Annotated in this window: 16 protein-coding genes; 7 read left to right on the top strand and 9 right to left on the bottom strand. The window is 42.2% G+C overall.

Going from position 1 to position 19341, the window contains the following annotated elements; genetic code table 11:
• Positions 1-57: 57 nt before the first annotated feature.
• Together ACQ4LT_RS12170 and ACQ4LT_RS12165 are read right to left on the bottom strand one after the other, a co-directional pair.
• Positions 58-2034 (bottom strand): M1 family metallopeptidase, encoded by a 1977-nt coding sequence (locus ACQ4LT_RS12170; protein ID WP_445666327.1) that lies wholly within the window; start codon positions 2032-2034, stop codon positions 58-60.
• A 77-nt stretch (positions 2035-2111) separates the two neighbouring features.
• Complete coding sequence (locus ACQ4LT_RS12165; RefSeq protein ID WP_445666326.1) at positions 2112-3191, bottom strand: M42 family metallopeptidase; 1080 nt, start codon at positions 3189-3191, stop codon at positions 2112-2114.
• Between the two features lie 162 nt (positions 3192-3353).
• Here ACQ4LT_RS12165 and ACQ4LT_RS12160 point away from each other — a divergent pair, with 162 nt between their 5' ends.
• Both ACQ4LT_RS12160 and ACQ4LT_RS12155 read left to right on the top strand, forming a co-directional pair.
• Positions 3354-3800 carry an acyl-CoA thioesterase gene (locus ACQ4LT_RS12160; RefSeq protein WP_445666325.1) on the top strand — a complete coding sequence of 149 codons (447 nt, stop codon included), beginning with the start codon at positions 3354-3356 and terminating at the stop codon, positions 3798-3800.
• A gap of 51 nt (positions 3801-3851) precedes the next feature.
• Positions 3852-5108, top strand: a complete 1257-nt coding sequence (locus ACQ4LT_RS12155; RefSeq protein WP_445666324.1) for an HD domain-containing protein — start codon at positions 3852-3854, stop codon at positions 5106-5108.
• A 272-nt stretch (positions 5109-5380) separates the two neighbouring features.
• Here ACQ4LT_RS12155 and ACQ4LT_RS12150 read toward each other — a convergent pair whose 3' ends face one another.
• Genes ACQ4LT_RS12150 through mgtE form a run of 3 tightly spaced genes read right to left on the bottom strand, consistent with a single transcriptional unit; the run spans position 5381 to position 8101 of the window.
• Complete coding sequence (locus ACQ4LT_RS12150; protein ID WP_445666323.1) at positions 5381-5854, bottom strand: dihydrofolate reductase; 474 nt, start codon at positions 5852-5854, stop codon at positions 5381-5383.
• Positions 5851-6699 carry a thymidylate synthase gene (locus tag ACQ4LT_RS12145; protein WP_445666322.1) on the bottom strand — a complete coding sequence of 283 codons (849 nt, stop codon included), beginning with the start codon at positions 6697-6699 and terminating at the stop codon, positions 5851-5853. Before ACQ4LT_RS12145 ends, ACQ4LT_RS12150 begins: the two co-directional genes overlap by 4 nt.
• Before the next feature lie 19 nt (positions 6700-6718).
• Positions 6719-8101 carry a magnesium transporter gene (mgtE, locus tag ACQ4LT_RS12140; RefSeq protein WP_445666321.1) on the bottom strand — a complete coding sequence of 461 codons (1383 nt, stop codon included), beginning with the start codon at positions 8099-8101 and terminating at the stop codon, positions 6719-6721.
• A 256-nt stretch (positions 8102-8357) separates the two neighbouring features.
• Here mgtE and ACQ4LT_RS12135 point away from each other — a divergent pair, with 256 nt between their 5' ends.
• Positions 8358-9776, top strand: a complete 1419-nt coding sequence (locus ACQ4LT_RS12135) for a phytoene desaturase family protein (RefSeq protein WP_445666320.1) — start codon at positions 8358-8360, stop codon at positions 9774-9776.
• 476 nt (positions 9777-10252) lie between these two features.
• On the opposite strand, the gene nfi is transcribed toward ACQ4LT_RS12135, so the two are convergent.
• Positions 10253-10951: a deoxyribonuclease V gene (gene nfi, locus ACQ4LT_RS12130; protein WP_445666319.1), complete on the bottom strand. Its 699-nt coding sequence runs from the start codon at positions 10949-10951 to the stop codon at positions 10253-10255.
• A 68-nt stretch (positions 10952-11019) separates the two neighbouring features.
• Positions 11020-11550: a transposase gene (locus ACQ4LT_RS12125; RefSeq protein WP_445666318.1), complete on the bottom strand. Its 531-nt coding sequence runs from the start codon at positions 11548-11550 to the stop codon at positions 11020-11022.
• A 120-nt stretch (positions 11551-11670) separates the two neighbouring features.
• On the opposite strand from ACQ4LT_RS12125, the gene ACQ4LT_RS12120 reads away from it, so the two are divergent.
• From ACQ4LT_RS12120 to ACQ4LT_RS12110, 3 genes are all read left to right on the top strand, one after another.
• Positions 11671-13092, top strand: coding sequence for a pyridoxal phosphate-dependent decarboxylase family protein (locus ACQ4LT_RS12120; protein ID WP_445666317.1), 1422 nt, complete (start codon positions 11671-11673; stop codon positions 13090-13092).
• A gap of 575 nt (positions 13093-13667) precedes the next feature.
• Complete coding sequence (locus tag ACQ4LT_RS12115; protein ID WP_445666316.1) at positions 13668-14372, top strand: SDR family oxidoreductase; 705 nt, start codon at positions 13668-13670, stop codon at positions 14370-14372.
• 40 nt (positions 14373-14412) lie between these two features.
• Complete coding sequence (locus ACQ4LT_RS12110; RefSeq protein WP_445666315.1) at positions 14413-16728, top strand: M28 family peptidase; 2316 nt, start codon at positions 14413-14415, stop codon at positions 16726-16728.
• A gap of 408 nt (positions 16729-17136) precedes the next feature.
• Here the strand turns inward: ACQ4LT_RS12110 and ACQ4LT_RS12105 are convergent, their stop codons facing one another.
• A complete protein-coding gene (locus ACQ4LT_RS12105) occupies positions 17137-17478 on the bottom strand; it encodes a gamma-butyrobetaine hydroxylase-like domain-containing protein (RefSeq protein ID WP_445666314.1) in 342 nt (113 codons plus the stop codon).
• A gap of 85 nt (positions 17479-17563) precedes the next feature.
• Between ACQ4LT_RS12105 and ACQ4LT_RS12100 the strand changes: the two genes are divergently transcribed.
• Entirely contained in the window at positions 17564-18277 is a 714-nt protein-coding gene (locus ACQ4LT_RS12100; protein WP_445666313.1) for a hypothetical protein, read from the top strand.
• Here the strand turns inward: ACQ4LT_RS12100 and ACQ4LT_RS12095 are convergent.
• Positions 18274-18681, bottom strand: a complete 408-nt coding sequence (locus ACQ4LT_RS12095; RefSeq protein WP_445666312.1) for a CoA-binding protein — start codon at positions 18679-18681, stop codon at positions 18274-18276. The two genes, ACQ4LT_RS12100 and ACQ4LT_RS12095, sit on opposite strands and share 4 nt — an antisense overlap.
• Between the last annotated feature and the right edge of the window lie 660 nt (positions 18682-19341).

Raw genomic sequence — 19341 nt, 5'->3', positions numbered from 1 at the left:
TTTAATTCTATAGAAAAAGCCTGCTGCATTAAGCAGACTTTTTCAACTTATTGATTTTTAATTCTTTTCCTTTGATTTCTTCTCAGCTGAATCCGGTTTCCAAGTATTATTATCAGGTTTTACATCAGGAAACTCTTTATTTGGATCAATAACCACCTTCTTAATCGGTGAGGTCGAATTATACTTTACAATCCATTTATTTCCACGGTGCCAGGTATGTACAGGTAGTTCTACCATTTCAGTTTTTCCATTTTCCTGTGTTATTTCCATTTTCACCGGCATCACCAGCTTACCGTTGTTTTTGATACGGATAAATGCTCCCTTCGAAGGATCTTCTTTCATGTAAGCCACTTTATCCACAGCCTGATCCATCGTCCAGGTCTTTTCAAACCATCCCCGCCAGAACCAGTCCAATTCCCGTCCGGTAACATCTTCTAAGGTATTGAAAAAATCATCCGGCGTGGGATGCTTATAAGCCCAGCGATCCACATAGGCATTTATAGCTTCATCAAAAAGTTCTTCCCCGACTATCGATTCACGAAGAATTTGTAAGCCAAGTGCAGGTTTGTAATACGATACGCGACCAAAATTCCCCTCTTGTATTTGGTCGGGAGCTGTCATAATAGGTTCGGTATTTTTACTCGTCAACCAGTTGTTAAGAAAACGAGCATTCCGGGGATTGTGATATTCTCCATTATTGAAATTGGCCGTACTCAAGCTGTTAATAAAAGTATTAAATCCTTCATCCATCCATGCGTGTTCACGCTCGTTGGAACCCACAATCATAGGAAACCACTCGTGGCCAAACTCGTGATCGGTAACGCCCCACAAGCCAGCTCCTTTTGCTTGCCAGCTGCAAAAAACTATCCCGGGATATTCCATTCCGCCAACCGTACCGGCCACATTAATTGCATTGGCATACGGATACGGCATTAAATAATCAGAATAAAATTCTATCGATCCTTTTACATATTCAGTTGAACGTCCCCATGCAGAATCTCCGGCCACTTCTTTGGGATAGACCGACATAGCCATTGACTTATCTCCATTGGGCAAATTAATGCGCGCTGCATCCCACACAAATGCTTTCGATGCCGCCCAAGCTACATCACGGGTATTTTCCATCTTGTATTTCCAAGTCAGTCGATCCTTTCCTCTGGGACGAGATTCTTTTTTGCCAACCTCATTTTTCTTAATGATATATACCCTTTCATCACTATTTCGGGCCTCTTCCATCCGTTGTTGCTGCTTTTTGGTAAGCACATCCCCAGGATTTTGAAGCTCACCAGAAGCCACAACCACATATTTAGCCGGAGCCGTAATGGAATAATTAAAAGTTCCATATTCCATATAAAACTCACCGGCTCCCAAATAAGGCATCACATTCCATCCCTTAATATCATCATACACCGCCATCCGAGGATACCACTGGGCAATTTCATAGATGATACCATTTTTCGTATCCAAGCGTCCCAGTCGATCAGAACCCTCCTCTGGGACTTTAAAACTATAGTCAATGCTAATTTGTATTTCACCACCCTCAGCCTTAATAGCCTCCCTGAGGTTCAACTTCAAATTGGTATCCACCGTATGTGTTTTAGGTTCATAGGTTTCCCCATTGTGCAATATCCTGACCTTATTAATCTCGATACCTCCTTCAAATCCGGGATTACCAAAACGTCCTCCACCAAGTGGGGTCAGTTTAGCGCCCCATGAATGTTCCTCAAACAGATCCTGATCAAGCTGCAACCACAAAAATTTCAAACTCTGTGGACTGTTATTGGTATAATCTATGGTAATAGAAGTTTCTATCTTATGCTCATCGGGATAAAGCTGGGTATCAATAGTATAATCGGCTTCGTTTTGCCAATAAGCTTCACCAGGCTCACCGCTGGCACTTCGATACTGAGTACTCTGACCAGTCTCATAAGGGAGAAAAGCTTCCTGAACCGTACTTAATGTCTGTTCTTGCGCTTGTATTGATGTTGCCATCACTAAAGACAAGAAAAGAATATATATAAACTTTGCTTTCATAATTACAGGCCCGTCATTTCGTTAAAAAATTATGTTTTCCTATCCAGCTATTAACAGCTGGTAATAATATTACAAATCTATTTCAGCACCCGGAATACTTGATCCGGCGCCATATTCAAAACAGACTCAGTCATTAATTCAATAAGTGACTCAATGTCTCGAAAAGAGGCTGTTTCTACCGGGGAATGCATATACCGTAGCGGCAGAGATATCAGTGCACTGGGAATACCTGTTTTTTGATAGAAAATGCTATCCGTATCGGTACCGGTCCGCACGCTGGTAGCTTCGTGTTGCAGCTCAATTTCATTTTTTCTTGCAACCTTCTCGATAAACTCTACAATTTCGGGATGATTGGCTCCGCCATGCTGGATAGAGGGGCCTTTGCCAAGCTTGACCAAACCGTGCTCTTTGTGGTCAATACCGGGTGTATCGGTCGCGTGTGTAACATCGGTCACCAGCGCTGCATCGGGATCAATACGATAACTCATCATACGTGCCCCATAACCGCCCACTTCTTCCTGAACTGAGTTCAACGCTACCACATTTACTTTCAGATCGCTGCGGCGTTCGCTCAGCTTTTTTAAAACCTGCGCAATCATAAATCCACCAATACGGTTATCCAGCGCTCTTCCCGAAAGAATTTCATCGGATAAATAGTCGTAATCATCGGCATAAGTAATAGGATCACCGACTTGAACTAATTTTAACGCTTCCTCCCTGCTGGATGCCCCGATATCTACATATATATCCTTCCACCTGGGCTGCTCTCCTCCTCCGTTCTTTTTGTCCTGCAGATGGATAGCCGTATTACCGGTTACTCCTGAGACGATACCATTACGTGCATGAATATTTACACGCTTCGCACGTGCAATAGTTGAATCACTGCCGCCCAGCTTATTGATAAAAATATAGCCGTCATCGGTGATGTGCTGCACAATCATGCCAATTTCATCGCAGTGGGCTTCGAGCATAATAGTAGCCACATCATAACTGGTATTCAGCTTGGCATATGCCGAGCCGTAAGCGTCCGACTCAACACTATCCGTAAAATTATCTACATATTCGGTCCATACTTGCTGTCCCGCTGATTCAAAACCTGTGGGACTTGGGGTTATCAATAATTCTTCTAAAAATTCTTTTTCTGTTGAATTAAACATAAAACTAAGAAATACTTTTTTGTTACTTTTCTGAATCTCGAATATAAGAATTCACAGCTCTACCGCTAAACTCATTTTAGATAACGGTAGGATATTAAACACTAAGATGATTATTTTGCCTCTATCTTTTTGCTGCAAAACTAATTACATAAATTATCATTTATGATTCGACCGGAATTCGATAAAACAATATTCCCACATTGGACTACTATTCCCATACGTTTTCGAGATTTAGACCCATTAAATCACGTCAATAACGCTATTTTTAGCACCTATTACGAAGAAGCCCGAATTGAATTCATTCAAGAGGTCAACAAGCTGGCAAGTGAATTAAAAAACGGCTACAGCTTTGTGTTAGCCAATATTGAAATTGAATTCATACGTCCCGTTGAATACCCTAACGATATTTTAATTGGATCTGGCATAAAACAATTGGGGAATTCCAGCATCAATAGTTTTCAAGCTATTTATACCGGTGATGAAAAAAAGCTGGTCTCGGTGGCCGAGGCACACGGCGTTTGGTTTGATCTGTCCAAGCAGTGCCCCACAAGAATTCCTGATATACCCAATACCGAAAAGTATATGCTCCCAAATTCACTTTTTGAATGACTTTATAACTGTTTACTTTTGGATTCATTATAGATTTTAAATAACCGATCCATGGATAAAAGCACCCAGTACAAAATATTTAATGATCCCATTCACGGATTTATCACCGTTCCCAAAGGGCCGGTTTTAGAACTCGTTGATCATGCCTATGTGCAGCGTCTTCGCCGTATTAAACAAATGGGATTGGGATATTTGGTCTTTCCGGCGGCAGAACATTCCCGATTCTCTCATGCCCTGGGAGCTATGGAATTAGCTCAACGCACACTCAATAATCTTCGTGAAAAAGACACGACTATCAGTCCGGCCGAATATGAGGCTACGCTCATTGCTGTTTTGCTTCACGATGTGGGCCACGGCCCGCTTTCACACACCTTGGAGTTTGACCTGATTGAGGATTTTCATCACGAAAAAATGACGCTGGCGGTCATGCGTCATCTCAACAGGGAGATGGACGGTATGCTGGATCTTGCCATTAAAATTTTCACGGATCAATATCCCAAAAAACCTTTTTTAAACCAGCTTATTTCATCACAGTTGGATGTTGATCGCCTGGATTATCTGAAACGTGACAGCGCTTTTACCAATGTATATGAAGGTTCGGTGGGCATTGAACGCATCCTCAAGACCATGCGCGTACACAAAGGGAATATTGTGATCGAAAAAAAGGGAATCTATGCCATTGAAAATTACATTTTAGCGCGCCGCCTGATGTATATGCAAGTGTATTTGCACAAGACCGTTCTTAGTGCTGATAAATTAGTCCATCACATTTTTGACCGGGTGCGCAAATTAATCAATGCCGGCGAAAAGCTATATCACGCTTCTCCTGCCCTACAATATTTTTTGGAAAACAAATCCAGCGCTAAGAAGGGAATTAAAGGAGAAATATTACAGAGATACTTACAACTTGATGATAATGATGTATTTCAAAGCATAAAATACTGGCAGTATTCTGCGGATCCCGTGTTAGCAAATCTCTGTAAGCGATTCCAGTCACGAAAACTTTTTCGCACTACTTTCCTTGATCAAAAACCTTCCAAGAAGATTAAAAAGAAAGTATTAACTAAGACACAAAAAGTCCTCAAACAAAAGGGGCTGCCCCATGATGAGGAAACAGCAAGCTATTACTATTCATTTGATGAGAGCTATAGCGAAGCCTATCAGTACGAAAATGAAGGAATATGGATTTTAGAAGAAAAGGACAATGCTGTTGAATTTTCCAAGGCCGCCGATACTAAAAATATTATCGCTCTCACCGAGCCGGTCGTAAAACCGTATGTAGTACATCTAAAGGATATTGAGCTATAATTTTTAGCTTCAGCTGTATATCCATAGCAGGTGTACGGCGCGCCGTATACTTGCTTCATTACCTTCACTTTGGATGGCAACACTAACAACAAAATTAACTACTCGTAAACGACGTTCCGCAGCAGAGCTACGGAACGAGAGTATATATTTTGTTCCGATTCCGTTGCTTCGCTCCTGAATAAACGCCACTCATCATTCATCGGATGGCAAACCCAGCCAGCTGAGGAGGCTTAGAAAAAGCTAAGTCTCATTAGAACCAAATTGGTCAAACCCTACCTTATTCTATCATAAACTACAAAAGACAACTCATCCCGATCGTCTCTTCTGATCTCTTTCCAGGTAGTACCGATCTCGTCGCGATACTCCGGAAAGTAGGTATCTCCTTCATATTCCTGATGAATTTCAGTAACAAAAAGTTTATCACAGCGATCCAAAAACTGCCGATAAATTTTACCGCCCCCAATCAAAAATACCAGTTCTTCATCTCCTACAAATTCTAATGCATCATCAAAAGATGAAAAGGTAGGCACATGATCGTAATTACGAGATCGACTGAGGACAATATTTTCGCGTCCGGGCAGTGGATTTTTTTCCAGCTCCTCAAATACGACCCGCCCCATAATGAGCGGATGTCCCATAGTCGTCCTCTTAAAATATTTTAGATCCTCGGAATAGTGCCACGGCAGATCGCCGTCTTTTCCTATTACTAAATTAGGATCGTGGGCTACGATGGCAGCCAGCGTCATACTGCTACCTCAAATTTAATGGAATCGTGAGGATTGTAATCTTTAAGCTCAAAATCGTCGAACTCAAGATCGTCAACCGGTTTATCCGCAATTTCAAGGGTTGGTAGTGGACGTGGTTCACGGGTCAGCTGCTCTTTCAATCCATCAACATGATTTTCGTAGATATGGGCATCAACAATGGTGTGGGCAAAAGTTCCGTAATCCAATCCAACTTCATTGGCAATGGCCATAGTAAGAGCCGAATAACAAGCCAGGTTAAAGGGAATCCCCAGCGCTATATCACCGGAACGCTGCGTGAGATGACAATTCAGTTTGCCATCCGTAACATTAAAAATGTACATCAGGTGACAGGGAGGCAGTGCCATTTGATCAAGCAACCCGGGATGCCAGGCACTAACGACAATTCTTCGGCTGTTCGGATTTTCTTTCAGCATCTTAATAGCCCGCTGCACCTGATCAAATTCTTTCTTGATCAGCACCGTTTTACAGATGTGCGAAGCATCACCCTCAAAATGAATCTCCTCTTCTTCATGATAAGGGAATCGACGCCACAATACCGGATAAATAGGCCCAACGTGACCGTCTTCATCGGCCCAGTCATCCCAAATATGGCAATCATTCTCATCTCGCAGCCAGCGGATATGATCTTCTCCGCGAAGATACCACAGAAGCTCCAGAATAACCGATCGGAAATAAACTTTCTTGGTCGTAAGCAGAGGAAATCCTTCGGACAGATCTATTTTATAGAATTCCGAAAAACTGGAAATAGTATCGACATCGGTTCTATTTTCTTTTTTAACACCGTTCTCCAAAACATTGCGGACAAGATCTAAATATGCTTTCATATACCCTGTTTTTTAATAATTATAAAACCACTCCCTGTAGCAATAATAATGCAACAGAAAAGTAGATAATGATTCCCGTTACATCAACCAGTGTGGCAACAAAAGGAGCCGATGTTACCGCCGGATCCAGGCCAAAGTGTGACATGACAAAAGGCAACATAGATCCACTTAAATTACCAAATACCACAACTCCAACCAAGCTGGTACCTACGGTTAACGCCTGTAAAACAAGTCCAATTGAAAATACTTCCCCTCGTAAAACCATCCACGTAGCAATCACAATGGACCCCATAACTCCCAGGAAACTACCAAGAAGCAAACCCGAAAAAAGTTCTCGTTTGAGCACCATCCACCAGTCGTTAAGTTTAATATCGTCGGTAGAAATCGCGCGGATAATAAGCGTTGCGGCCTGAGACCCCGAGTTACCGCCGCTCGAAATAATCATTGGAATAAAAAAGGACAGCATAGCCGCGGCAGCCAACGCATCCTCATAACTGGCCATAGCTGTTACCGTGAGCATTTGTCCCATAAAAAGCATGATCAGCCAGCCCACGCGCTTTTTTACCATTTGAAAAATCGTCGTCTCTGAATAATAATCATCCAGAGCACTCATACCGGCCATCAGCTGCATATCCTCGGTGGTTTCCTCCTCGGCCACATCAATAATATCATCTACCGTAACAATGCCCACAAGAATACCGTCAGAGTCGACCACCGGCATAGCCACACGATCATACTTACTGAGCATCTTTACCCCATCCTCCTGATCATCGAAAGCGCTCAATGCTTCAAAACTTTCATCCATAAGCGATGATATCGGCGCTCCGGGATCAGCTAAAATAAGCTGATTCAGTCGCAGATCGTCAATCAGATGCTCATCAGCATCGACTACATAGATAACATTCACTGTTTCTACGCTGTGCCCATATTCCCTGATATGCTCCATGGCCCGCTGTACCGTCCAGTCTTTCTTCACCTTTACATAGCGAGGCGTCATCAATCGCCCTACGCTTTCTTCGGGATAGCCGAGCAGCTTTTGCGACTGCTTACGATCTTCTACATTCAGCGAATTCATCACCCGTTGTGTAAGATGACCAGGCAACTCTTCCACCAGCGATACACGTTCATCGGGCTCCAGATTCGACATTACTTCGCTAAGCTGCTGAGCTGTAAACATATTGAGAAGCTCCATCCCTTTCCCCGAGCTCAAGTACGTAAATACATCGGCCGCCTTCCGTTTTTTGAGCAATCGAAAAATGACGATAGCAATATCAGCATCAAGTTCTTCCAGCAATTCCGCCACATCAACGGCAGGAACATCATTCAGAATGTCCTTCAGAGCTACCCAATCCTTTTCTTTGATGAGTTCTTCAAACTCCGGTTTTAACAGATGAACTATCATAAATAAATCAAGTATAAACTTTTACTTTAATGGCGCCGATAATAATCAAATAATAGCTAAATAAAATAATCCAGTTTGGTATGTATGCTCTCAATGATTCCGTTCAGAATGTAAGAATTGCTCATAGAATATCACAAAATTGGTTTTAGTTATCTTACATTCATATTTATTAGTTTTTCTATCCATAAATATTCAGTTTATCATAATAACCTGAATTTTTATTTCTGCATTCATTGATTAATAGTATCCATCATACATGAAACACGACGCAATTATTATCGGCTCCGGTCCCAACGGCTTAGCCGCCGGTATCCGTCTGGCCCAAGAGGGACTATCCGTTAAAATATTTGAGAAAGAAGATACAATCGGAGGCGGAACCCGAACGCTGGAGTTAACCCAGCCCGGCTTTCATCACGATATCTGCTCTGCCATTCATCCCCTGGCAAAAGCATCACCATTTCTCAGGACACTTCCGCTCGAAGATTACGGACTCGAATGGATACAACCCGAAGTACCGGTAGCTCACCCGCTGGATGATCAACCCGCCGGTGCCCTTTTCCGCTCATTTGATAAAACGGTATCATACATTAAGGATGAAGATAAGAGTAATTACGCTCACAGTATTGCGCCTTTTCTCGAAAAGTGGGATGATCTCCTTACTGATATTTTAGCTCCGTTTTCGCTGTTGCCCAATCATCCATTATTGATGGCGCGGTTTGGACTTCAAGCCCTTAAATCGGCCAACGGTTTTGCAAAAAGATTTAAATCCTCCCAAACCCGTGCCCTCTTTGCAGGATTAGCAGCCCACGGTATTATGCCTTTTGATGCAACGGCTACCGCAGCTATTGGACTGGTGCTTGGCACGTCTGCTCATGCGGTCGGATGGCCCTATCCCAAAGGCGGCTCACATGCTATCACCAAAGCCATGGCAAAACATTTTGAGTCGCTGGATGGAGAAATAGAAACAGGGGTTGAAATAACTTCTGTCGATGAGCTGCCCGAATCTCAGGCCATTCTATTTAACAACACACCCAAGCAAATTTTAGATATTGCAGGCAACAAGCTTCCACAATCGTATGCCAAAAAGTTACGCAACTACAAATATGGTCAAGGCGTTTTTAAACTTGATTTTGCGCTCAGTGAACCTATTCCATGGAAAGATAAACTTTGCCAAAAAGCCGGTACGGTTCATGTAGGTGGTACAATCGAAGAAATCGCAGCATCAGAAGAACAATCTGCAAACGGACAACACCCCGAAAAACCGTATGTATTAGTTGCTCAGCAAAGTTTGGGCGACGAGACTCGAGCACCGAATAACAAACACACCGGATGGGCATATTGCCACGTCCCTAACGGTTCACCTGAAGATATGACGGAACCTATCCTCAATCAGATTGAGCGCTTTGCTCCGGGATTTCGAGATTGTATTATTGACAGCCATAAAATGCATGCTCAGGATATGCAAGCATACAACCCCAACTACATTGGCGGAGATATTAACGGCGGACGTGCTGATATTACCCAGCTTTTTACCCGTCCGGCGGGACTGTTTGATCCATATCATATCCCCAAAACCAACATGTATATCGCTTCATCCTCCACTCCTCCAGGTGGTGGTGTGCACGGAATGTGTGGATATCATGCAGCGGAATCAGTCTTGCATAATGCCTTTTGATACTCTAAAACCCGCAGGGTTTCTAAGAACTGTTTTCTTAATCATAAATTTTGATATCAACCTTACTGAAGTAAAACCCTGCGGGTTTACTTTATAATTTCAATTGTGTCTCTCCCTTTCACAAAACGAAAACTATTAAGCGTCTCCAACCTTCAAAGACAGATGAAACTTATTTAAATTCAGTATCCACAATTCGGCATAAGAATTCTGAATGAAGATAAAGGGTGATCAGGATAATTCTGTACCAGTCTTTAATAAAGATATTGGCTAATATAAGAGAAGGACCACCAGAATTATCCCCTCCCGCCGACCAAAATGATTTAAGAACTCTCAGTACAGGCTACATAGATTTACTACTGCGGTGGAGTAGGTCCATGACTTCTTCGTACCTTTTGTTTCAAGACAAAAAGATACACCTGATTCTGAGGGTTAAAAACTTACAACTCCCTTTAAAACATTAGATCAAATATATTAGCCTATAGAAACTCAAAATACCCCTCCTCAGCCTCTCCCTTCCGCAATTCATTCGCCCACTGATGCGCCAACCGAGACGTTCTGGGTAACTTATATTTCGTTAGTGCTTGCATCACAATGGTATACGCGTCATCAAATGAGCAACGATATCCTGGTGATACATAAATTGGATTTACTCTTGTTCTGCTGCGCAATGCCATCCCGATTTTCTCATCACCATCCACAAGACCTGCTGTTTCACCCTTATGATCTCCCAATTCATCATGTGCACCGGTTAATATATTTTTGGCGCAACCAATGGTAGGATGATCTACTTCAATACCAAAATGGGTAGCAATCCCCATCCGGCGTGGGTGAGCAATGCCATGTCCGTCAAGGATAAGCATATCTGGTTTCCTTACAAGCTGATTCCACGCCTTCAATAGCACCGGCATCTCCCGAAAAGCTAATAGCCCCGGTATATACGGAAAACTCGTCTCATCCGATGCCAACGACCGAGCTACCAGTTTCAATTTGGGCAATTCCAATATGATAATAGCTGCATGCATGAGATCCGACCCCCGATCAAAAGAAATATCCGCCCCAGCAATGTATTTCGGTGGATCTACAAGCGCCTCCAATTTTATTTGCCGGCGAAGTTCTTCTTGCAGCTCCTTCGCCGCAGACCGATCAATGGTTTTATAGTGTTCTAATCGGTTCATAGAAATTAACTTCCATTTAATGGAGCCTACCTTATCCAGACGGAGTTCACCTTCAAGGTGGACTCCGTCTATTTAAAGATGACTGTTCTTTTGGAAAATTCACAGTATTCTTCTTTAGATGAAAAGTACCTATCAATTATAGAATGATTCACCAAACTTCCATTTCTATAACCCGCCAAATCTAAATAGCTGGAATATCGCCATTCTTTAAGGTTATTAACTAATCTTGCTCGAACTGGATTTTTATGGATATATGAGATCAAAGTGAGTAAATAAGCTCGGTCTTCAATTAACTTCGCCTTGGTATGCTGCTGAAATAAACTTCCATTGCGGTCAAAAACTTTGTTGATGGCTTTTGTATAAGAACTTAGATGAATACCGATCTGTTTTCTAAGCTCATCAATTTCTTTTGTTTCAACTCTGATTAAAAAATGAAAATGAGTAGGCATCAAACAATAAGCATAAACTGACAATGAATTTTCAAATCGAACTTTAAACTTGCGAAGGAAATACCTATAGTTTTCTTTCTTTTTGAAAAGAAGCTCACGGTTATTAGATCTGTTATACAGATGATATACTTTATTAAACTCTAACTGCACTTATCTTATATTAAATTCTCCTTTAAAAGTAAGACCCAAAAGCAGCCAACTTCTTACAAAAAATCTAACCATTAGATGGAGCCCACCTCTCAGGTGGACTTCATCTAAGTAAGAATAAAAATGATGGACAACGAAGATTTTCGTAAACACGCTCACGAACTCGTCGACTGGATGGCCGATTATTTCGAAGAAGTCGAAGACTATCCCGTAAAACCAGATATACAACCCGGAGATATTTTACAGCAGCTTCCTGATGAAGCTCCACAAAAATCGGAGTCTTTTGAAGAACAGTTTAAGGACTTCCAAAATATAATCATGCCAGGCATGACCCACTGGCAAAGTCCCAATTTTATGGGCTATTTTCCCGCTAATACCAGCCATCCTTCCGTGCTGGCCGAAATGCTGACGGCCACCCTTGGCGCCCAGTGTATGAGCTGGCTGACCTCTCCCGCCGCCACCGAACTCGAGGAACGAGTCATGGAATGGCTTCGCAAAGCAATCGGACTGCCGAACCCTTTTACCGGAGTAATCCAAAGTACCGCATCCACCTCTACCCTATGCGCACTGCTGATGGCCCGCGAACGCATTACGGATTTCGAAATCAATGCTTCGGGATTTCCAAAGGATGAGACGTTCACGGTGTATTGCTCGTCAGAAACGCACTCATCCATCGAGAAGGATGTTAAGATAGCGGGATTCGGACGACGAAATCTGCGTACGATCAAAGTGGATGATAAACATGCTATGGATCCAAAGGCTTTAGAAGAAGCAATTCGAGAAGACCTCGAAAATGGATTTAAACCTACCGCCGTCGTAGCAACGATTGGAACTACGGGATCAACGGCTATTGATCCAGTAAAAGAAATCGGAGAAATTTGTGCAAAGTACGATATTTTCCTTCATGTGGATGCCGCCTATGCCGGCACGGCACTTTTACTGCCCGAAATGCGGTGGATGAATGAGGGAATTGAGCATGCGGACTCATTCATTTTTAATCCTCATAAGTGGATGTTTACCAACTTTGACTGCTCAGCTTTTTATGTGCAGGATGAGGCGCTGCTGGTCCGCACGTTTGAAATTATGCCGGAATATCTGAAAACGCCTGAAGATCAGCGAGTTAAAAACTATCGCGACTGGGGCATTCCGCTGGGACGTCGATTCCGCGCACTCAAGCTGTGGTTTGTAATGCGAAGCTATGGAATTGAAGGACTACAGGAAAAGATTCGACAACATATCCAATTTGGTCAGCAGCTAAAAGAAAAAATAGAATCTCACAATCACTTTGAGCTGCTTGCTCCCGTTCCACTGAATACAATATGCTTTCGATTTCATCCTAACTTTATTGATGATGAAAAGAAACTCAATGAACTAAACGAGAAACTTCTGAATCAAATACAGGAAAGCGGAAAATTGTTTTTAACGCATACCAAACTGGATGGGAAATATACCATACGTATTGTATTGGGAAATACGAATCTTAAACAACGTCATGTGGATAATGCGTGGCGGCTTATCCAAGATATTGCCAATAGATTAATTTAGCTGGAATTTGACTCAGTATTATACAGAGAATCACAGTTTCATTAAAAATAATAAGGCTTCATGTCATGCTGAACTCGTTTCAGCATCTGAATATAATAAGCAATAGATCCTGAAATAAATTCAGGATGACAGTAACGTTCGTATAAAAAGATCAATATATACCAACATTGTTCTATCCAACTAAATTTTAGCAATACACCTAACGGTCTTTTCATCAGTTCTTCTTTAAGAAGAGTACTATTTCTGGTCCGCCTTTTAGCTTGATCCAAAAGGCTCGTAAAAAATCAAGGGCCTACTACGCCGAAATAGCAAAGCTACGTAGGCTGTACTGAGAATTATGAACACGCTTCGTCTTTTGACTCCGTTCATAATTCATAGGCCGTTCTCTGTGCCCATAAGGGTGATATCAAATTCACAAAAGAAAGCTTCATGGTTTATAACTTGTTGGATTACAAGCATGGGCGCCTGTAATACAAGTTATTCATTATTTTGGAACTTAGATTTGTATCTCAACAAGATGCTGCAAATATTGTATCAGATATAATTAAGCTTCTAATCTAAAATTTTTTCTCGATATGGAATTATCTGATATTAAAGCATTAGTAACGGGCGGAAGCTCGGGCATTGGAAAAGCAACCGCTAAAGCAATTATTGAAGCCGGCGGAAAAGTAGTAATTGCTGCCCGTGGAATAGATAAGCTAAAATCCACAGCCGACGATATCGGGGCCATTCCCATACAATGTGATGTACGTGATGAAAAGCAGGTTATCAATCTGGTAGAAGATACGATCGAAGAACTGGATGGCTTCAATGTGCTCATCAATAATGCAGGCTACGGACAGTTTTCTAAGCTTACAGATCTATCCGAAAAAGCCCTAAAAAGCGTGCTACAAGTGAATACAGTCGGTGCCATGATGGTGGGACGTGAATCTGCCAGGCATTTTATCGAACAAGATTACGGAAATATCATCAACGTTTCGTCATCGGCCGGAAAACGCGGTTTTGAAGGCGGTACAGCCTATTGTGCCAGTAAATTCGCCTTGAGTGGAATGACCGAATGCTGGAGAGCCGAATTGCGTCCCCACAATATTCGTGTAATGCAGATTAATCCCAGCGAAGTACAGACCGAATTTTTTGATAAAGCGGGACGCGGTGGTCGCGACTTCAATCCCACTAAGCTTGTAGCTGACGATATTGCCAAAGCAATATGTAACATGCTTTCGCTCCATGACCGCGGTTTTATCACTGAAACCAGCGTATGGGCTACCAATCCTCAATAAAAACTATTGAGGAACCATCTATCAAAATATCTTAGCTAATATGACATCAACGGCGCTGAAACAAATCACGCTACTCATCCTCGGGATATTTGCGGTCTGGCTCAGCTCATATATCATTCAACCACCGGCGCCCCAACCTAAATCAGCTCCGCAAACAGAATTTTCTGCCGAACGCGCTTTTGAACACATAAAAGCACTTGCACAGACTCCTCGTCCTCTCGGTACCGCCGCCAATGACAGTGCCCGAAACTATATCATGAATGAACTTCGTCAACTGGGATTAGAACCGACGGTACAATCAGGTATCGGCATCGGTTCCAGCTTTGACCGCGGACTGGTGGGCAACACGAATAACATCATTGCCAAAATGGAAGGCGCTAATCCACAGAGAACAATTCTGCTAATGGCCCATTACGATTCCAAACCCAACACCTATGGTGCCGGTGATGATGCGTCGGGCGTTGCGGCTATCCTGGAATCCATTCGTGCAATTAAATCCCAGGAAAAACCTCTGCAAAACAATGTATGGATTTTACTTACAGACGGTGAAGAGCGCGGCCTATTGGGCGCCGAACTTTTTGCGGATGAGTTTGGAGAGCTGGAGGAAATTGACCTCGTACTCAACTTTGAATCACGCGGTTCCAGCGGTCCCTCGATGATGTTCGAAACCAGCGAAAATAACGGGCACCTTATTCCTCATTTTGCCCAGGCCACTCCATATCCCGTAGCCAATTCGCTGATGTATACCGTTTATAAACTGTTGCCCAACGATACCGATATGTCGGTAACCAAACGGGCCGGTCTTGACGGACTCAATTTTGCCTTCACCGAAGATTTTCTGCATTACCACACTATGCTGGATACTCCCGAAAATCTCTCGCTCTCATCCCTACAGCACCACGGATCCAATCTTTTGGGAAACGTCAAACATTTTGGAAACACCGATTTTAATCAACAAAGCGAAACTGAATTCGTTTATTTCAACAACATAAGCGGCGGACTGCTGTACTATCCCTCAGGCTGGTCATTTCCCCTGGCATTGGTCACCGTCCTGCTATTTATCACCTTCCTGATTTATCTATTTCGGATAAATCAGATTACCATCGGAAGATATCTGGGCAGTCTATTATTATTTTTGGTAACCGTTACAATTGGAGCACTCATCACCTACTTTGGCTGGCAAGGTCTCAAAGCACTTCATCCACAATACCAATGGATTATTCAGGGTGAAGTATATAACCATGCCTGGTATTTCTGGGGCTTTGCACTGTTAAATTCCGGCCTTTTTATCGGGATTTACAGCTGGATTCAAAATAAACTATCTACACAACAGCTCATTAGCGGTCCGTTTTCAATATGGATTATTCTGTCGCTCGTAACGGCCTGGTATCTGCCCACGGCTGCTTATATCTTTACCTGGCCAGCCCTGATGGGATTGGCAGGATGGATTATTTTAGGCAATGATCTAACAACCTATTCCTGGAAAAGTACAATGGTTCTGGCTGTTGCTTTCTTCTGGGGGCTTTTTATCATTTCACCATACATACGGTTGGTACAAGTTATGCTGACCACCGAAATACTGGCGGTTAGCATGATTATACTCGGATTACTCATCGGATTAACCTGGCCGCTTGTCTGGCAGATAATCAAAAATTACAAATACAAGTGGAGTGGGAGTCTTGCTGCTATAGCCCTTACCTGTTTTGTGATAGCTTCTTTTACCTCCGGTTTCGACAGTGACCATAAAAAGCAAAACAGCATTAATTTTGTTCAGAATTTGGATACCCAAACGGCTTATTGGATTAGCCGTGATCCCGCACCCGATTCGTGGACACAGCAGTTTTTATTGGATGATTACAACAAAGGAGCACCAGCCGATATTTCATTATCGCTTGGCAACGATGCATTATATCAAAAAGCAACCCCGCTTGATATATTAAAACCTGAATTTGAGATTTTAAGTGACAGCAGTTCGGGCTCTCAGCGGTACCTTACGCTACAAATGAATGCGGGAAAGGGAATTGCCATGAAGATGAATTGGGATCATCCTTCAACAATTACTAAAATAGCCATCGAAGGAAAATCCATTTTTGACACCAAGGATATGGGGCAATACTTGTATTACTTCCACGATTTTACCGAAGCTGTTGAACTTAATTTTAGCTTTCAAAAATCGGAAGAGCTCCCATCATTTCAATTTACCTTTGTAGATCCGGGGCTTCCCACCCAACTACTTGACGATTTTCAATCCCGATCGGATCATATGATTCCGGCCCCCTACTCGGTGTTAAGCTCTGATGCTACTATCTGGGAAACAGAAATTGATCTCAATGAAATTTTTTCCCAAGACAAATAAGGGACATTTGGCTTTATAGTCTCCAAGCTACAACACATTACTCTTTGATCTAAAAACTTTTGCACCAGAATCCAATTAAAGTCTTGTTTTATAAAACATTATTTGGCATTCATTTTTTGTGACCAAAAAACAAATCAAAAAAGTCCCGGGGAAATCGTAGATATTGTACTTTCTGAAATCGTAATCTCGGGGACCGTTCTGAATCATTAGTAATTACTCTTAATAATTTTTCCCGCGATTTGCCCCGGACCCCGAATTTTAAACCCGCAAAAACGGCACAAATAAGTTTCACTTTACTATCTCCCGTGCAATACTGGGAATAGAGTACCTCCAAGAACTTCAAAGGAATGAATTAAAGTAACTCGATTTCATTTCATAACAAAGCTGTTGAAAATACAAGATACCCAATCACTCCTGTTCGGGATAGCATTCTTCACACGGACACATATCCCGCAGCGTCTCCCACTGGTACATACCGTTGTTGTGGCCGTCGTTCCAGAATATCTTGATGGCGTGATTACCAATCTGCTTGATATCCTCAATCTCAAAATGCTGCGTCGGCTCCACAAAAAACAGTGACCGGTCAAAGGTATTCATATTTCCGTGTCCGCCACGACACATTACGCAGGGACAGTTTTTCCGTAATCCAAACAGAGAATATTCTGAATGATGTCCGTCCGACCAATCTATTTCCAGCACCTGATCGCTGTTAGAAACTTCAATTCCGGTAGGTAAAATATCGCTTTGCATAGTCTTCTTTTATTATATTAGGCTCAAAGGTAAGATGTTCGCATCCCGGATTCCAACGATTTCATTTAAAATAAACAGCAAAATCATGTACCTCGTAATCGCATTTTTGACCTTGTCGTTTTTGCTTTCCTTTTGGATGGGATATCGCCGAATTCTTCGGCTCCAGCACCTTAATCAGCGCAGAGTTATTAACGCCGTTGTCGGAGCCCTAATTCTTCTAACAACCATCTCTGCCGGACAGTGGCTCGACCTAATATCCCAAGATATTGCCGCTCATTTTACCATGTTTCTGTACTGCCTGGTTGGCGGATTCTTTTTCGGCTTTGCCTTTAAAATGATTTCCCTCAAACAGTCCGCCAGAGAAACCGAATACGTATATCGCTCCTTCTGGACCGATGCCGCACCAAATATCATAGCTATACTCATTATTGTTTTCGGCATCTATCGCACCGGCATTCTGCATTTTGGCCCATATACCGGCATTGGTATCACCTCCGGATTATCGCTACTGGGGTTTGGCTTCTTGGGACTCACGATAAAAATAGTTCCGGAATTCAGAGACAAAGGCATACTTATTCTGGATCAATATGTATCATGGGAAAAAGTAGTTGCCTACCGGTGGCAATCTGAAAACGTGTTATTGATTGAATACTATACCCCCGACGACAAGCTCACTGATTTTACCACCCATATTCCACCGGAAGATCAACTACAAATAGAGCGCCTGCTTGCTAAAAAGCTGAAGCAGTATCATCAGGATAAAAAAGAAATGATGGGACAAACCAAAGATGACTTTTAACCTGTTACTCTTTCATGCTGTACCATCATGCACTCATTTTCTATATACGTAAACCCCGCATCTTCAGCCAACTTCTTCGCCTCATCAGAAGAAACGTCAAGCTGGGTCCATATCACGGGCTTCTGCCCCCTTTTCTCCGACCATTCAATAATCTGACGAACCATATCGGCCGTGTGTTGTGAATCCCGAAAAATATCCACCACATCAATAGGTATATCTTTAGAAATCCCATCCATATTTGGAACACATTTCACTCCCAACACCTCTTCATAATTGGGGTTGATTGGAATAATACGAATACCATTCTCCTTCAAATAATTGGCAATATGATAACTGGTTCGGTATTTGTTCGCCGAACAGCCAATTATTGCCACCGTTTTTAAATTCTCAAGTAATTCCTTCATCTCCTTTAGATATTTGTTCATAAATATTCATAAAAAACAACACGAAATGTGATTTTAAGGGTCTGCATTATTGATCATTATACTATATTTTGAGCTCAATTTTCACCTTGTTTACTAAAAATTAGTGGTTTCTGCCGCCAAAAAATTTTTAATCAAACATAAAAGATACGCTCCGGTAATATTTTTTATTGGGGGTTTCATTTGGGATAGCCTTACCCTCGGACGTATCGACGGTAGGTACAGCAATTCTGTATTACTCTTCTACCTGATTTGTTTAACAGGCAGTTTGTATATCTACAATCTTGCCGATGACAACCACTGGAAAAATACTTTTATAGCCCCTTATCAACAATATGCACCGCTGGCAATACAGTTCTTTTTAGGGGGGGGCTATCCAGCGCTTATGTTATTTTCTTTTTTCAAAGCGTGACTTTTACCCGTACCATGGTATTCTTTGTAATTTTGGTGATTCTACTTTTATCCAATGAATTGCTACGAGATCGAATATCCAACAAGTATCTGCAATTCGGAGCCTATTTCTTCGTCAATTTTACTTTTTTCACCTTCTTTACCCCTGTCCTTTTTGGAGTAATGAATACTTTTTTGTTTATCCTATCCGGATTAATCAGCCTCCTGCTAACACTGGCTTTTATTAATTAT

The organism is Fodinibius sp. AD559 (assembly GCF_052712805.1).
The sequence above is the reverse complement of the archived record's forward strand: the minus strand, read 5'-3'. Positions and strand labels throughout refer to the sequence as shown.

Coding starts and splice junctions, on each gene's coding strand:
- ACQ4LT_RS12170 (WP_445666327.1), bottom strand. CDS start 2,034: ATGAAAGCAAAGTTTATATATATTCTTTTCTTGTCTTTAGTGATGGCA.
- ACQ4LT_RS12165 (WP_445666326.1), bottom strand. CDS start 3,191: ATGTTTAATTCAACAGAAAAAGAATTTTTAGAAGAATTATTGATAACC.
- ACQ4LT_RS12160 (WP_445666325.1), top strand. CDS start 3,354: ATGATTCGACCGGAATTCGATAAAACAATATTCCCACATTGGACTACT.
- ACQ4LT_RS12155 (WP_445666324.1), top strand. CDS start 3,852: ATGGATAAAAGCACCCAGTACAAAATATTTAATGATCCCATTCACGGA.
- ACQ4LT_RS12150 (WP_445666323.1), bottom strand. CDS start 5,854: ATGACGCTGGCTGCCATCGTAGCCCACGATCCTAATTTAGTAATAGGA.
- ACQ4LT_RS12145 (WP_445666322.1), bottom strand. CDS start 6,699: ATGAAAGCATATTTAGATCTTGTCCGCAATGTTTTGGAGAACGGTGTT.
- mgtE (WP_445666321.1), bottom strand. CDS start 8,101: ATGATAGTTCATCTGTTAAAACCGGAGTTTGAAGAACTCATCAAAGAA.
- ACQ4LT_RS12135 (WP_445666320.1), top strand. CDS start 8,358: ATGAAACACGACGCAATTATTATCGGCTCCGGTCCCAACGGCTTAGCC.
- nfi (WP_445666319.1), bottom strand. CDS start 10,951: ATGAACCGATTAGAACACTATAAAACCATTGATCGGTCTGCGGCGAAG.
- ACQ4LT_RS12120 (WP_445666317.1), top strand. CDS start 11,671: ATGATGGACAACGAAGATTTTCGTAAACACGCTCACGAACTCGTCGAC.
- ACQ4LT_RS12115 (WP_445666316.1), top strand. CDS start 13,668: ATGGAATTATCTGATATTAAAGCATTAGTAACGGGCGGAAGCTCGGGC.
- ACQ4LT_RS12110 (WP_445666315.1), top strand. CDS start 14,413: ATGACATCAACGGCGCTGAAACAAATCACGCTACTCATCCTCGGGATA.
- ACQ4LT_RS12105 (WP_445666314.1), bottom strand. CDS start 17,478: ATGCAAAGCGATATTTTACCTACCGGAATTGAAGTTTCTAACAGCGAT.
- ACQ4LT_RS12100 (WP_445666313.1), top strand. CDS start 17,564: ATGTACCTCGTAATCGCATTTTTGACCTTGTCGTTTTTGCTTTCCTTT.
- ACQ4LT_RS12095 (WP_445666312.1), bottom strand. CDS start 18,681: ATGAAGGAATTACTTGAGAATTTAAAAACGGTGGCAATAATTGGCTGT.